This window comes from Pseudomonas sp. RGM 3321 (genome assembly GCF_022836805.1).
In the GTDB taxonomy this organism is placed as follows: Bacteria; Pseudomonadota; Gammaproteobacteria; order Pseudomonadales; family Pseudomonadaceae; genus Aquipseudomonas.
Map to the genome: position 1 here is coordinate 1 of NZ_JALHBH010000088.1, position 13,639 is coordinate 13,639.

The 13,639-nt window shown below is 58.9% G+C and carries 14 protein-coding genes and 1 pseudogene; 3 read left to right on the forward strand and 12 right to left on the reverse strand.

The window, feature by feature from the left end; genetic code table 11:
• Nucleotides 1-720 precede the first annotated feature (720 nt).
• The 11 genes from RGM3321_RS03600 to ubiE form a co-directional block, all read right to left on the reverse strand.
• A complete protein-coding gene (locus tag RGM3321_RS03600; RefSeq protein ID WP_244391645.1) occupies nucleotides 721-2,664 on the reverse strand; it encodes a methyl-accepting chemotaxis protein in 1,944 nt (647 codons plus the stop codon).
• A gap of 202 nt (nucleotides 2,665-2,866) precedes the next feature.
• A complete protein-coding gene (locus RGM3321_RS03605) occupies nucleotides 2,867-4,783 on the reverse strand; it encodes a methyl-accepting chemotaxis protein (RefSeq protein ID WP_244391646.1) in 1,917 nt (638 codons plus the stop codon).
• Between the two features lie 88 nt (nucleotides 4,784-4,871).
• Nucleotides 4,872-5,579, reverse strand: a complete 708-nt coding sequence (locus RGM3321_RS03610) for a 16S rRNA (uracil(1498)-N(3))-methyltransferase (protein ID WP_244391647.1) — start codon at nucleotides 5,577-5,579, stop codon at nucleotides 4,872-4,874.
• A complete protein-coding gene (tatC, locus tag RGM3321_RS03615; protein WP_005743129.1) occupies nucleotides 5,576-6,376 on the reverse strand; it encodes a twin-arginine translocase subunit TatC in 801 nt (266 codons plus the stop codon). The genes RGM3321_RS03610 and tatC overlap by 4 nt, the downstream gene beginning before the upstream one ends.
• Entirely contained in the window at nucleotides 6,373-6,834 is a 462-nt protein-coding gene (gene tatB / locus RGM3321_RS03620) for a Sec-independent protein translocase protein TatB (RefSeq protein ID WP_244391648.1), read from the reverse strand. The genes tatC and tatB overlap by 4 nt, the downstream gene beginning before the upstream one ends.
• A gap of 4 nt (nucleotides 6,835-6,838) precedes the next feature.
• A complete protein-coding gene (locus tag RGM3321_RS03625) occupies nucleotides 6,839-7,114 on the reverse strand; it encodes a twin-arginine translocase TatA/TatE family subunit (protein WP_003316632.1) in 276 nt (91 codons plus the stop codon).
• A gap of 44 nt (nucleotides 7,115-7,158) precedes the next feature.
• Nucleotides 7,159-7,491 (reverse strand): phosphoribosyl-ATP diphosphatase, encoded by a 333-nt coding sequence (locus RGM3321_RS03630; protein WP_002551631.1) that lies wholly within the window; start codon nucleotides 7,489-7,491, stop codon nucleotides 7,159-7,161.
• Between the two features lie 2 nt (nucleotides 7,492-7,493).
• On the reverse strand, nucleotides 7,494-7,886 hold the full coding sequence (hisI, locus tag RGM3321_RS03635; RefSeq protein ID WP_002551632.1) for a phosphoribosyl-AMP cyclohydrolase: 393 nt from the start codon (nucleotides 7,884-7,886) through the stop codon (nucleotides 7,494-7,496).
• Between the two features lie 67 nt (nucleotides 7,887-7,953).
• Nucleotides 7,954-9,573, reverse strand: coding sequence for a ubiquinone biosynthesis regulatory protein kinase UbiB (gene ubiB / locus RGM3321_RS03640; protein WP_057401435.1), 1,620 nt, complete (start codon nucleotides 9,571-9,573; stop codon nucleotides 7,954-7,956).
• Entirely contained in the window at nucleotides 9,570-10,193 is a 624-nt protein-coding gene (locus tag RGM3321_RS03645; protein WP_244391649.1) for an SCP2 sterol-binding domain-containing protein, read from the reverse strand. Before RGM3321_RS03645 ends, ubiB begins: the two co-directional genes overlap by 4 nt.
• On the reverse strand, nucleotides 10,193-10,963 hold the full coding sequence (gene ubiE, locus RGM3321_RS03650) for a bifunctional demethylmenaquinone methyltransferase/2-methoxy-6-polyprenyl-1,4-benzoquinol methylase UbiE (RefSeq protein WP_002551635.1): 771 nt from the start codon (nucleotides 10,961-10,963) through the stop codon (nucleotides 10,193-10,195). Before ubiE ends, RGM3321_RS03645 begins: the two co-directional genes overlap by 1 nt.
• A 143-nt stretch (nucleotides 10,964-11,106) precedes the next feature.
• Between ubiE and RGM3321_RS03655 the strand changes: the two genes are divergently transcribed.
• The 3 genes from RGM3321_RS03655 to RGM3321_RS03665 all read left to right on the forward strand — a co-directional run bounded on the left by RGM3321_RS03655 (nucleotide 11,107) and on the right by RGM3321_RS03665 (nucleotide 12,753).
• Nucleotides 11,107-11,385: a polyhydroxyalkanoic acid system family protein gene (locus RGM3321_RS03655; RefSeq protein WP_244391650.1), complete on the forward strand. Its 279-nt coding sequence runs from the start codon at nucleotides 11,107-11,109 to the stop codon at nucleotides 11,383-11,385.
• Between the two features lie 98 nt (nucleotides 11,386-11,483).
• On the forward strand, nucleotides 11,484-11,957 hold the full coding sequence (locus tag RGM3321_RS03660) for a phasin family protein (RefSeq protein WP_244391651.1): 474 nt from the start codon (nucleotides 11,484-11,486) through the stop codon (nucleotides 11,955-11,957).
• A 10-nt stretch (nucleotides 11,958-11,967) separates the two neighbouring features.
• Nucleotides 11,968-12,753: a phasin family protein gene (locus tag RGM3321_RS03665; protein WP_244391652.1), complete on the forward strand. Its 786-nt coding sequence runs from the start codon at nucleotides 11,968-11,970 to the stop codon at nucleotides 12,751-12,753.
• Between the two features lie 248 nt (nucleotides 12,754-13,001).
• On the opposite strand, the pseudogene RGM3321_RS03670 reads toward RGM3321_RS03665, so the two are convergent.
• Nucleotides 13,002-13,616: pseudogene (locus RGM3321_RS03670) on the reverse strand (TetR/AcrR family transcriptional regulator).
• Between the last annotated feature and the right edge of the window lie 23 nt (nucleotides 13,617-13,639).

A 13,639-nucleotide genomic window follows, 5' to 3' on the forward strand; every position in this document is an offset into this window, starting at 1 on the left:
AGGAGTAGGAACGAACTTGTTCGCGAAGACGGTCGCTCAGGCGATGCATGTTCGGAAAGCTTGGCGGCCCCTTCGCGGACAAGTCCGCTCCTACGCCCATTGGGCAGAATCAAAAACGGCCTTCTGCCCGCGGAGTAGGAGCGAACTTGTTCGCGAAGACGGTCGCTCAAGCGATGCATGTTCGGAAAGCTTAACGGCCCCTTCGCGGACAAGTCCGCTCCTACGCCCGTTGGCAGAATCAAAAACGGCCTTCTGCCCGAGGAGTAGGAGCGAACTTGTTCGCGAAGACGGTCGCTCAGGCGATGCATTGTCGGAAAGCTTGGCGGCCCCTTCGCGGACAAGTCCGCTCCTACGCCCGTTGGGCAGAATCAAAAGCAGGCTGGTGTATAACGCCAAGCGCTCCAGCCCCTTCGCGGACAAGTCCGCTCCTACGCCCGTTGGGCAGAATCAAAAGCAGGCTGGTGTATAACGCCAAGCGCTCCAGCCCCTTCGCGGACAAGTCCGCTCCTACGCCCATTGGGCAGAATCAAAAACGGCCTTCTGCTTGCGGAGTAGGAGCGAACTTGTTCGCGAAGACGGTCGCTCAGGCGATGCATTGTCGGAAAGCTTAACGGCCCCTTCGCGGACAAGTCCGCTCCTACGCCCGTTGGGCAGAATCAAAAGCAGGCTGGTGTATAACTCCAAGCGCTCCAGCGTCGGAATCCTTGCGTCGCAGATCTATCAACCCACCCTGAATTTCCCCACCAGTGTCTGCAAGTGAGTTCCCAGCCTCGCGAGTTCGACGCTGGAGGCTGCGGTTTGCTCGCTGGCAGCGGCGGTCTGTTCGGAGATGTCGCGTACGCTGATGACGTTACGGTTGATTTGTTCGGCAACCACGCTCTGTTCTTCGCTGGCGGTGGCGATCTGTTCGTTCATGTGCTGGATGGTCGCCACCGTGCGGGTGATCTGCTCCAGCGCGCTTCCCGCGCGACGGCTCAGTTCAACGGTGTTGTCAGTCAGGGTGCGGCTGTTGTCCAGCGTGGTTGCGACCTGCTGGGTACCGGTTTGCAGTGCGGCGATCAATTCCTCGATCTCCTCTGTGGACTTTTGCGTGCGTTGCGCCAGGCCGCGTACTTCATCGGCGACCACTGCAAAACCACGCCCGGCTTCACCGGCGCGAGCTGCTTCAATGGCCGCATTCAGGGCCAGGAGGTTGGTTTGCTGCGAAACAGATTTGATTACGTCAAGAACGCCGACGATTTTGTTGCTTTCCAGCTTGAGTTCGCTCATCGACTGGGTAGAGTTCATTACCTCGCGAGCCAGTTGCTCGATCTGACTGATTGCCCGCCCTACAACCTCGTCACCGCTACGGGCCTGTTGATCCGCCTGAGCCGCGGCCTCGGAAGCCTCCTGAGCATTACGGGCGACTTCCTGCACCGTCGCGGCCATTTCATTCATGGCCGTGGCCACCTGGTCGGTTTCGTCTTTCTGACTGGTGACCCCGATGCAGGTCTGCTTGGTCACCGCTGACAACTGCTCGGCCGCGCTGGCGATTTGCGTTACGCCCTCGCTGATACCGCCGATCAGCTCGCGCAGGCTGACCGTCATTGTCTGCATACTGCCTTGCAACTGACCCATTTCGTCACGACGTGTTACCGACATGTCCCTGCTCAGATCACCCTGAGCGATACGTGCTGCGGCAAGCAGCGTCTGTTGTAACGGTACGGTGATCTGCCGGGTCATGACCCAGGCGGCCAGCAACCCGATCAGCAGCGCCAGGCCCGCAACACTGCTCAGGGTGGTGCTGGAATTGACTGCTTCGCTGTCGCGCTGAGCGGTTTGCAGACGGTTCAGCGCGGCGACCGAGTCCAGCAACTGCTCGCCGAGACTTTCCATAAGTTCCTGATCCGCCTCGGCTTTGGCCTGTATCTGTTTGAACTCGTTGAGCCTTTCCCGATAGCCCTGAAGGGCTGTAGTGGCGGCTGCCAGGCCCTGAAGGCTTTCATTGCCCTCATCCTTCCCGATCTGCCCGATTTCCTTGAGTGCTTCGTCGATGGCGACAATGGCTGCGGCTTCATCGGCTTCCCTAGTGGTGAAGGTGTAGGCCTGTACCTGATAGCGAGCGATCTGGACCTGCTGTCTGAGCTGGGAAATGTTGGTGAATTCCTCCATCCGCTCAGTGCTGTCCTGTTCCTTGCTTACGCTCTTGAGCACCTCGGTCTCAACGTATGCGATGGCCTGCAAGGCCTGCTCTGACGTCTGCTCCAGGCGCGTGCGTAGCTGGTTACGGGTCTGACGGTTGGCCCGGATGTCGGCGAAGGTTTTCTCGATTCTGTTTAACGTCTCAAACTGTCCGTTGAGCAGCGTAATGGTTTCCGCCTCCAGGCTCTGTCGGTGCAGCGCTGTGAGCTGGGCTTTCATTTCGTTGAGTTTGTCTGTCACCAATGCCGTGCTTTCTGGCGTCCTTTCCACGCGGTCAGTGATGCGTTCGGCGCGCAGGTCTTTGGTGAGGCTATTGAGCTGGGCGATGTCCGAGAGCGACTCGGAGCGGTCGATCATGGTGTACAGACCATGCCAGCCGGTCAGTGTGATGATCAGCGTCAATAACAGCACCAGGCCGAAACCCAGTGACAGTTTGAATCTGACGTTCATGTTACCGAGCGCGTGATTGATCAGTCGGAACATTGGAATCTCCTGCAATGAGCGAACAAAAGCATGTTCCGGGCGAGTCAGAACATGCGTTGTGAGCGCATCGGCGTGGTGATTCATCGCGTGACCTGAGAAGGTCGTAGGATATTTCCGAGCACGAAAGAGAGGTGAAAGGTGTCACGTTTTTGCGGGAAAAGAAGCCCGCGCTCAGTGTTGGCGCGGGCTGGATACTGCAAGGTCAGACAGTAAAGCGACTCACCAGCAACTGGAGATGGTTGCCCAGTCTGGCCAGTTCGACACTGGACGCCGCGGTCTCTTCGCTGGCCGCAGATGTCTGTTCAGAGACATCGCGGACATTGATGATGCTGCGGTTGATCTCTTCAGCGGTTGCGCTCTGTTCCTCGGCGGCAGCTGCAATCTGCTGGTTCATCGCCTGGATCGCCGAGACGGTTTTGGTGATGTTCTCCAATGAGCCACCGGCCCGACGCGTCAGCTCCACGCTGCTGGTGCTCAGTTCCCGGCTGCTGTCCATGACGGTTGCGGCCTGCTGTGTACCGCTTTGCAGGCGGGCGATCAGTGCTTCGATCTCTTCGGTAGACTTTTGTGTGCGCTGCGCCAGGCTGCGCACTTCATCGGCGACCACGGCAAAGCCCCGACCCGCTTCCCCGGCGCGGGCGGCCTCGATGGCGGCGTTCAGCGCGAGCAGGTTGGTCTGTTCCGCGACCGACTTGATGACGTCCAGCACACTGCCGATCTTGTCACTTTCCTGTTTCAGAGCACCCATCGCTTCGCTGGAATTGCCCACCGCAGACGCCAGGCGCTCGATTTGCGCGATGGCTTCGTTGACCACTCGCTCACCGTCACGGGCTTGCTGGTCAGCGGCCACCGCGGCTTCAGAGGCTTCCTCGGCGTTGCGTGCGACTTCCTGAACGGTCGCAGTCATTTCATGCATGGCCGTGGCGACCTGATCGGTCTCGACCTTCTGGCTGTTGACCCCGGCACTGGTTTGTTCTGTCACTGCCGACAGCTCTTCCGCTGCGCTGGCGATCTGGGTCACGCCATCACGAATCCCGCCCACCAGTTCGCGCAGACTGACCGTCATGCGCTGAATCGTGGCCTGCAGCTTGCCCAGCTCGTCCTTGCGATCAACGTTGAGGTTGCGACTCAGGTCACCCGAGGCGACCCGCTCCACTACTTCGAGTGTCTCCTGTAGCGGGGTGGTGATCTGGCGAGTGATGACCCAGGCCGCGAGGATGCCAAGCACCATTGCCAGCGCAGTCGCGGCGATGATCATCTGGACCGACTTGGCGCTGTCTGCGTCGCGACTCTTGTTCTGTCTGGCAATCAGGTCGTTGCTGGTGGCGAGCATGCTGACGCCCAGCGTGGTCATTTTTTCCAGTGCGGCCTTGGAGGCGGCCTGGGCATCGCGGTATCGGCCCACTGCCGCGCGGTAGCCATTCAGCCCGGCGATGGCCTGCTGCAGCATGGGCGAATAAGTGGAGGAAATGTCGCCGGCCAGCGTATTGATACCGGTCACCGCGTCATCGATGGCCTTATTGGCATCTTTTTCGAAGTCTGGACGGCCGCTGTAGGTGTAACCACGTACCTGAAAACGCGCCTGTTGAATCAGCTTACTGACGCCGACGATGCCATTGAAGGCGAGGATGTTGTCTTCCTTGAGCAGCTCGGCTTCGATCCGGTCGGCCTGATCCACCGCCTTGTCGGCGTTTTCGCCCATCTGGCTGCGGCTGGCTTCGCGGGTATCGATCGCCTTGCTCATGTCTTCGAACGACTGGCGATAGTCGCGAGTGGCCTGAATCTGGACATCCAGCAACTGCAGATTCTCGGGGGATCGCAGCAGGTTTCTGGCGGTTTGCAGTGCGGCGTCGAGCTGATCGAGCGTACTTCTGACTTGCGCTGCGGTCTCTGCGTTGTACAGCGCCTCGTAGCTCATACGGTTGATGCGCAACTGCAGGGTCAGCTCATTGACCTGCGCAATCGCAGTGACACGGTCCCCACGATCGATCAGCGCCTGATTGCTGAACCAGCCGGTGGCCGAAATCATCAGCGTCATCAGCAGCACCAGGCCAAATCCGATCGCCAATTTGAGGCTGACACTCGCATTGGCGAGGCTTTTGGATAACCCACGAGACATGATCACTCCTTGACGTCTTTTGTCCTAAGTATCCGACTGCATCGGCCAGTTATCGGTTAACTGAAGCGATTGAGTCGACACTGACAGCTTAGAACAAGCGAGCGAGAAGGGCCGTTACAGCGGTTTCGACGCGCAGGATGCGTTCGCCCAGTTGCACGGGCTGCAAACCTGACTGGCGCAACAGATCGATTTCGTAGGGTATCCAGCCACCTTCAGGGCCGATGGCCAGCGTGACCGGTTGGGTGACCGCACGTGGGCAAGCCGGGAAATCACCGGGATGGCCAACCAGGGCCAGTGTGTCGAGGGCGATCTGCGGCAAGCGATCTTCAACGAACGGCTTGAAGCGCTTTTCGATCACGATTTCAGGCAGCACCGAATCGCGCGCCTGCTCCAGGCCCAGAATCAGTTGCTCGCGGATGGCTTCGGCTTCGAGAAACGGTGTTTGCCAGAAGCTTTTTTCGACCCTGTAGCTGTTCAGCAGAATGACTTTCGGTACGCCCATGGTCGCAACGGTCTGAAACACCCGGCGTAACATCTTGGGGCGTGGCAGCGCCAGCAACAGGGTCAGAGGCAGTTTTGCCGGCGGCGCGCTATCCAGAGACACGCGCAGCTCTGCTTCATGAGGTTCAAGACGCAGCAGTTCGGCACTGCCCAGCAGGCCGTTGACGCGGCCCACCCGCACACTGTCGCCGACCTCTGCGCGATGCACCTCCTGCATGTGCTTCAGGCGGCGGTCACGCAGGACCACCCGGTCAGCCGCAATGAAATCGGCTTCCTCGAGCAGCAGCAGGTTCACGGTGTAGTCGCGGGCGGCTGATCCTGCTTGTCAGCGTCCTCGGCCTGATCGTCCGGATGCTCGCCACGCTTCTTGATCATCGAACTGCACAATACGCCCAGCTCGAACAGCAGCCACATCGGTACCGCCAGCAGTGTCTGCGAGAAGATGTCCGGCGGAGTCAGGATCATGCCGACCACGAAGCAGCCGATGATCACGTAAGGGCGGATCTTCTTCAGGTATTTGACGTCGACGATACCGATCCAGACCAGCAACACCACGGCCACCGGGATTTCGAAGGCCACGCCAAAGGCGAAGAACAGCGTCATCACAAAGTCCAGATAGCTGGCGATGTCGGTCATCATCGAAACGCCTTCCGGGGTCACGCTGGCGAAAAAGTGGAAAATCAGCGGAAAGACCAGAAAGTAGGCGAAAGCCATGCCTGCGTAGAACAGGATGATGCTCGACACCAGCAACGGCACCGCAACGCGCTTCTCATGCTTGTACAGGCCCGGCGCGATGAAGCCCCATATCTGGTGCAGGATGACCGGCATGGACAGGAACAGCGCGACCATCATGGTCAGCTTGAACGGCGTGATGAACGGCGAGGCCACGTCGGTGGCGATCATCGTCGCGCCTTCAGGCAGGTAAACGCGCAGCGGGGCCGACACCAGCGTGTAGATTTTCTGCGTGAAGTAAAACAGACCGGCAAAAATCAGGAACACTGCCGCGACACAACGCAACAGACGTGTACGCAGCTCGGTGAGGTGCGAGATCAGCGGCATTTGCTGATCGTTTTCCGGGATATCAGCGCTCATGGGGCTCGCGGTGGCAATGACGAATCGTGGGCGGGAGGCGTCGGGACCGGCGTGCCGACATCGACAGGCTTCGCGGTTTTCTCCAGCGACAGTGCGGTTTTCGGAACCGCAGGTTCCGCTGGGCCGAGCGTGTTGTGACCGGTGTTGGCGGCGTCGGCCTGCACGGAGGCGGGCTGCGGGCTTACCGGCTCGTAAGTGGTTTCGGGGTGCTGATTCTGCGCGAACATTTTGCGCGCTTCGTCTTCCAGCGAAATAATGTGCTCGTTGTGCAGCTGCCGACGAATTTCGTCGGCCCCGATTTCACGTTCAACTTCCTGTTTGATCGCATTGAAGCTGCGCTTCAACCGGCCGATCCATAAGCCTGCGGTGCGTGCCGCACCCGGCAGGCGCTCGGGACCCAGTACCAGCAAGGCAACCAGGCCGACAAGCAGCAGTTCAGAGAAGCTGATACCGAACATGGGCTTAAACCTGGTCTTTGCGGATCGGCTCGTCGACTTTGTGTGCCTGCGCGTCGATGGTGTGCGGCTGATTCAGCGGCGAGCCCTGTGGCGCTGGCTGGGCCTGCTGGGGTTGAGGTGCAGGCTGTTCGGCTGGCTTGTCGTCGTCATTCATGGCCTTGCGAAAGCCCTTGATCGATTCGCCGACGTCGCTGCCCAGGCCCTTGAGTTTCTTGGTCCCGAAAACCAGTACAACGACGATCAGGATGACGATCCAGTGTTTCCAGTCAAAAATACCCATGAAACAGTCCTCGTAAAAGATTTCAAGCTTGAAAGGGGAGAGCGTTACTCTGCCGTGCGAGCGGCTTTTTCCGCGTGGCCGGACAAGCCGAATCGGCGGTCCAGTTCATCGAGCACGGCCTGCGGGTGCTGACCCAGCGCGGCGAGCATCACCATGCTATGAAACCACAGGTCAGCGGTTTCATAGATTACGTCACTGCAATCACCGCTGACTGCAGCGTCCTTGGCAGCGATGATGGTCTCGATTGATTCTTCGCCGAGCTTTTCCAGAATCTTGTTCAGGCCCTTGTGATACAGGCTGGCGACGTAGGAACTGTCGGCAGCGGCGTCCTTGCGTGATTCCAGCACCTCAGCCAGGCGGGATAACGTATCAGTCATGTTCAGTGGCCTGCTGAGTAAATAGCGTCAGGATCTTTCAAAACCGGGTCTACGGTCTTCCAGCCTGAGTTTTCGTACACTCGATAAAAGCAACTTTCGCGGCCGGTGTGGCATGCGATGCCGCCGATCTGCTCGACCATCAGGATAATGACATCGGCATCACAGTCCAGGCGCAGTTCATGGAGCTTTTGCACATGACCCGATTCTTCACCTTTACGCCAGAGTTTGCCACGCGAACGCGACCAATAGATGGCACGATTCTCCGACGCCGTCAGGCTCAGGGCTTCGCGGTTCATCCAGGCCATCATCAATACTCGACCGGTCTTGTGATCCTGAGCGATTGCAGGCACCAGACCGTCGCTGTTCCAGTGAATCTCGTCCAGCCAGTCTTTCATATCTACTCCGGCAGCCGGCTTTCATGCCCGGCGGATTGAACAGTGTGCCAGCGCCATACGCTGCTGGCTATCGGCGGACGATCAGATACAGCCCGGCAATCAGCATGATCGCCGCTGGCCAGGCGGTGAGCGTCAGCAGTTGCGTAGCTGCCTCGCTCATCACCCAACCCTGTATCGCGCCACCTACCAACAACGCTGCACCGATAAGCCGCAGGACCGGCTCGTCCTTGCGCTCCTGCCAGGGACGTGGTGGATCCGAAGCATGCGGGCGAGACATGCGCTCCAGCAGATCGCGGGTCATGCCCGCGATATGCGGCAGTTGCTCGACCTGTGATTGCAGATTGCCCAGCAGGGTTTTCGGGCTGACCCGCTCACGCATCCAGCGCTCCAGATAAGGCTGCGCGGTGCTCCACAGGTCCAGATCAGGGTACAACTGACGACCCAGCCCCTCGATATTGAGCAGGGTCTTTTGCAGCAGAACCAATTGCGGCTGTACTTCCATATTGAAGCGGCGCGCCGTCTGAAACAGGCGCATCAGCACCTGACCAAAGGAAATATCCTTGAGCGGCTTCTCGAAAATCGGCTCGCAGACCGTGCGGATTGCAGCTTCGAATTCATTGAGCTTGGTCTCTGCCGGCACCCAGCCCGAATCAATGTGCAGCTGCGCAACCCGACGATAATCACGCTTAAAGAAGGCAAACAGGTTACGGGCCAGATAATCCTGATCTTCCGGAGTCAGGCTGCCGACGATGCCGCAGTCGATGGCAATGTATTTCGGGCTCCACGGGTTGACCGTGCTGACGAAAATGTTTCCGGGGTGCATGTCGGCGTGGAAGAAACTGTCGCGAAATATCTGGGTGAAGAAGATTTCCACGCCGCGCTCGGCCAGCAGTTTCATGTCGGTGCGCTGGTCGGCCAGCCCGGCCATGTCGGTGACCTGCAGGCCGTAGATACGCTCCATGACCAGCACTTTGGGGCGGCACCAGTCCCAGTAGACTTGTGGCACGTAGAGCAGATCCGAGCCTTCGAAGTTGCGACGCAACTGGCTGGAGTTGGCGGCTTCACGCAGCAGGTCCAGCTCGTCGTAGATGGTTTTTTCGTAATCCATCACCACCTGCACCGGGTGCAGCAGGCGTGCATCGGCTGACACGCGCTCGGCCATGCGGGCAAGGATGAACAGCCACGCGAGGTCCTGGCCAATGACCGGCTTGAGGCCCGGGCGTACCACTTTCACCACGACTTCTTCGCCGGTCTTCAAACAGGCGGCATGCACCTGGGCAACCGAAGCAGACGCCAGCGGGGTTTCGTCAAAGCGGCTGAAGACGTCGCAGATTCGTGCGCCCAGCTGTTCTTCGATGAGGTTGATGGCCACCTGCTGGTCGAACGGCGGCACGCGGTCCTGCAGCAGCATCAGTTCGTCGGCAATGTCTTCGGGCAGCAAGTCGCGCCGGGTAGACAGCAGTTGCCCGAACTTGATGAAAATCGGCCCCAGGTCCTGCAATGCAAGACGAAAGCGTACGCCACGGCTCAGCTCGGATTTACGCCTTGGCAGCCAGCGCCAGGGCAGCACGAAACGCACCGCGAGCATCCACCAGGGCAGGGGCAGGGCGAACAACAGGTCATCAAGGCGATAGCGGATAACGACACGTTGAATGCGAAACAGACGGCGGACGGCAAGCAGCTTCATGCGTTATCGCTGGTATTGAGGGAGTGGGCGAGGCGGGCAAAGCGCGCCTCGAGACGGTCCAGATCGAGTTTGATCTGATCGAGTTCGGCGAATCGTGCTTCGGCTTCGTGCTTACCCACCAGCGTACGCGATTCTTCGCTGAGGTAGTCGGCAACGTTCTGGCTGAGGCTGGTGAAACTTTCATGTGTCCAGCGTCCACTGCTACGCAGTCGGCTGCTGAACAACTGACTGGCCACCGGGCCGACCCAGTTGGACAGTTCGTGTTCCCAGTCCAGCTCCAGGTCCTGAAGAATGCCGACCAGTTCCAGCAGTACGCCACTGTCACCGTCCAGCTCGACGTCGGGGCCATGCAGCACGGCGGTCTTGTCCTTGCTCAGGGCCAGACGCAGCAGGCTGGAGGCTGGCGCACGCAAGGTGCAGTCGGCGTCGGCAGCCCAGTCTGCGGCCAGCAGCAGACCTTCGTCACTGGGCAGGATGAAGATTTTCAGGGACGGATCGCGACAGTCCACGGCAATGACATGCCCGGACAGGCGCGCCATACGCGGTAGCGCGGTGCTGTCCAGGCGCAACACGCGATTGATGCCGTGCTCGATACTGGCGAGCAGCCCCCGAAGCAACATCAGGGTTTGATACCGCGATGCAAGGCCACGACACCCGCCGTCATGTTGTGGTAGGTCACACGGTCAAAACCGGCTTCGACCATCATCGACTTGAGGGTTTCCTGGTTAGGGTGCATGCGGATCGATTCAGCCAGATAGCGGTAGCTTTCCGAGTCATTGGTGACCAGTTTGCCCATCAACGGCATGAACGCGAACGAGTAGGCGTCATAGGCCTTGGACATGAGCTTGTTGGTCGGCTTGGAAAACTCCAGCACCAGCAGGCGTCCACCGGGCTTGAGCACGCGCAGCATGGAACGCAGAGCGTCTTCCTTGTGCGTCACGTTGCGCAGGCCGAAGGCGATGGTCACGCAGTCGAAATGGTTGTCCGGGAAGGGCAGCTTCTCGGCGTCTGCCTGGACGAACTCGACGTTGCCCGACACACCCAGGTCCAGCAGGCGGTCACGGCCGACCTTGAGCATGGAGGCGTTGATATCGGCCAGAACCACTTGCCCGGTCGGGCCGACCAGGTTGGAGAACTTGCGGGTCAGATCACCCGTGCCGCCAGCAATGTCGAGCACGCGGTTGCCGGTACGAACGCCCGAAAGCTCGATTGCAAAGCGCTTCCACAGACGGTGCATGCCACCGGACAGCAGGTCGTTCATCAGGTCGTATTTGGCCGCAACCGAATGGAAAACCTCAGCGACTTTTTCTGCCTTCTGGCTTTCCGGTACATTTTTGTAACCGAAGTGAGTCGTAGGTTCGGCATCGCTGCCTTTGCGCTGATCGTTCATATCGCTTCACCGGAATAGAGTGCGGGCCATTCTAATCGCCAGGGCCGGCTTTGTCTTGACAAGGCTCACCGGCAACGCTTTCTTGGATGCAGGCGGGTCTATATAGTTGCGCCGCATTTCATCTGATCATCAAGGAAGCCTCCATGGCCAAGATAACCGTTGAACGCCCGCACGCACTGGGCCGGGAAAAGGCTCGCGAGAGGGCCGAGCAACTGGTCGAGAAGCTTTCCGACAAATACGGGCTGGCCCACGAATGGGCAGGCGATACCGTAAAGCTGGAAGGCAAGGGGGCCAAGGGCAAGGTCCAAGTCGAAGAAGCGTTGATCCGTATCAACATCGAGCTGAACTTCATCCTGTCGGCCATGAGTGGCTCCATCAAGACTGAAGTCGAGCGCGTCCTGGATAAAGCACTGGCCGCCTGAGTCTTCGCCCTAGGGTGAGCATTCTAATTTTTCTCCGTAACGTTGTGCTTATGCCCATAGCTGGGCGGTTCCTTCAACTTTCGAGCATGAGGTGCACCATGGCCAGAGCGAACACGAAGAAAAACATCGAAGACCAGCAATCCTCCACGCTTTCCGACGTCAGGCTGTATGCCCGCAAGATCTGGCTGGCCGGTCTGGGGGCCTATTCCAGGGTCAACGAAGAAGGCACACAGTACGTCAGGGACCTGATCAGGGCTGGCGAACAGGCCGAAAAGGAAGTCGTCAAAACGGTCGATGAAAAGCGTCTGGCGGCCAACAGCGAAATCGACTCGATCAAGGTCGAAGTGTCTTACGCCAAAGGTCGTGCCGAGGCGCAACTCGGCAGAATCGAGAGTGCTTTCGACCGTCGTGTAGCAAAAGCCTTGAACCGCATCGCAATCCCGTCTAAACATGATGTTGACACGCTCTCTGTCAAGCTCGACGAGCTGACGGCATTGCTTGAACGTGTCGTGCCTAAAAAGCTTGAACGCTCCGGGTCGAAACGATTCGAACGTTCAGAGTCTGGACAATAAGGAGAGCAGGATGGCTGGCAAGAAAAAAACCGACAAAGACGGCAGCTCATGGGTTGGTGAGGTCGAGAAATACTCTCGCCAGATCTGGCTGGCGGGCCTGGGCGCTTATTCCAAGATAAGCAATGACGGCAGCAAGCTTTTCGAGACACTGGTCAAAGACGGCGAGAAAGCCGAGAAGCAGACCAAGGTCGAGGCGCAGAAGCAGCTGGATGAGGTCAAGGACACCGCCAAGACCGCCAAGTCGCGGGTCGGTGATGTAAAAGACCTCGCGGTGGGTAAATGGAATGAGCTGGAAGGAGCCTTCGACAAGCGCCTGAATAGTGCCATTTCGCGTCTGGGCGTGCCCAGCCGCAATGAAGTTCAGGCACTGCACAGTAAGGTCGACCAGTTGACCCGGCAGATCGAGCTATTGACGGGTGAGAAGGCCAAACCGGTCGCTTCGCGTACTGCTGCGGCCAAACCTGCGCCGAAAACTGCGGCAAAACCGCTGGTCAAGGCCGCGGCTAAAAACGTCGCCAAAACAGCGGATAAAACGGCTCAGAAAGCCGCAGCGGCCAAGCCAGCAGTCAAGAAAGCTGCGGCCAAACCGGTCGATGCAGCCAGCAAGGCCGCTGCTGCCACCGCCAGCAAGGCGAAGGCAGTTGCCAAACCGGCCGCGGCGAAGAAACCAGCAGCCAGAAAACCGGCTGCCAAGCCTGCCGCCAAGCCCGCTGCATCAGCGGCTCCGGCAACCGGTTCGGCTCCCGCTGCATCAGCCCCGACCACTGCACCGGCAACACCTGCCAGCCAGTCCTGACAGACAGCTGCAACATCGAAGCCCGGCCTGCCAAGCAGCCCGGGCTTTTTCATATACCCGAACACCTCTCCTGCCAATGCTTCTGGCCGAAGGCCGTGGGAGCGAACCTGTTCGCGAAGATGGTGGTTCAGGCGACGCATCTTCGGGGAATATGCCGGTCCTTTCGCGAACAAGCAGAGCGTCACCCAGGGCATTCCCACGCTGGAGCGTGATGAACGATAACGTCAACTTTCTTATCGTGCCCGTGTTTACCTGCCCAGATACTCCATTGCCAGCTGTTCGGCTGCCTGCCTTGAGGTGGGCAGCAGGTGTGGGGTGACGAGCATCATGATCTGGTAGACCACCACCCGCATATTTCCCTCGCGACCCAGAATGCGTTGGTAATCCAGTGAAAACAGCAGGTTCATGGTGATCTGTTCCACCAGTTGCCCGAGTGCCTGGGTTTCGCTGACCAGTTACCCTCGGGATTTCAGACGGGCCAGCAGCGACGCGAGGGTTTTCTTGATCGAGTTGAGCAGGTTGCGAATGCCGCGGGCCAGCTTTGGCAGCCGTCCGGCGAGGTTGGACAGGTCTTGAAACAGGAAGCGGTAGTGCGACAACTGCTCGACAATCAGGTGCAGAAACATCCAGTAGTCTTCTGCCTCAAGCCTGGCATCCGAAGGTGGATCGAGCAGCGGTGCCAGCTCTGCCTGGAACCGCTCGAAAAGACTTAGAATCAACGGCTCCTTGCCATGAAAGTGGTAATACAGATTGCCGGGGCTGATACCCATTTCATTGGCGATTTCCAGCGTGGAAACATTCGGCTCGCCCTGCTGGTTGAACAGCGTCAAGGCACATTCAAGGATACGGTCGCGGGTTTTCATCCAGTCTTCTTGTTCAAGAGTCA

Bases quoted from the DNA above. Each gene is read 5' to 3' on its own strand.
- RGM3321_RS03665 (WP_244391652.1), top strand. From the start codon at position 11,968: ATGGCTGGCAAGAAAAAAACCGACAAAGACGGCAGCTCATGGGTTGGT.
- RGM3321_RS03625 (WP_003316632.1), bottom strand. From the start codon at position 7,114: ATGGGTATTTTTGACTGGAAACACTGGATCGTCATCCTGATCGTCGTT.
- RGM3321_RS03660 (WP_244391651.1), top strand. From the start codon at position 11,484: ATGGCCAGAGCGAACACGAAGAAAAACATCGAAGACCAGCAATCCTCC.
- ubiB (WP_057401435.1), bottom strand. From the start codon at position 9,573: ATGAAGCTGCTTGCCGTCCGCCGTCTGTTTCGCATTCAACGTGTCGTT.
- RGM3321_RS03605 (WP_244391646.1), bottom strand. From the start codon at position 4,783: ATGTCTCGTGGGTTATCCAAAAGCCTCGCCAATGCGAGTGTCAGCCTC.
- RGM3321_RS03655 (WP_244391650.1), top strand. From the start codon at position 11,107: ATGGCCAAGATAACCGTTGAACGCCCGCACGCACTGGGCCGGGAAAAG.
- RGM3321_RS03630 (WP_002551631.1), bottom strand. From the start codon at position 7,491: ATGACTGATACGTTATCCCGCCTGGCTGAGGTGCTGGAATCACGCAAG.
- hisI (WP_002551632.1), bottom strand. From the start codon at position 7,886: ATGAAAGACTGGCTGGACGAGATTCACTGGAACAGCGACGGTCTGGTG.
- RGM3321_RS03600 (WP_244391645.1), bottom strand. From the start codon at position 2,664: ATGTTCCGACTGATCAATCACGCGCTCGGTAACATGAACGTCAGATTC.
- ubiE (WP_002551635.1), bottom strand. From the start codon at position 10,963: ATGAACGATCAGCGCAAAGGCAGCGATGCCGAACCTACGACTCACTTC.
- tatC (WP_005743129.1), bottom strand. From the start codon at position 6,376: ATGAGCGCTGATATCCCGGAAAACGATCAGCAAATGCCGCTGATCTCG.
- RGM3321_RS03645 (WP_244391649.1), bottom strand. From the start codon at position 10,193: ATGTTGCTTCGGGGGCTGCTCGCCAGTATCGAGCACGGCATCAATCGC.
- tatB (WP_244391648.1), bottom strand. From the start codon at position 6,834: ATGTTCGGTATCAGCTTCTCTGAACTGCTGCTTGTCGGCCTGGTTGCC.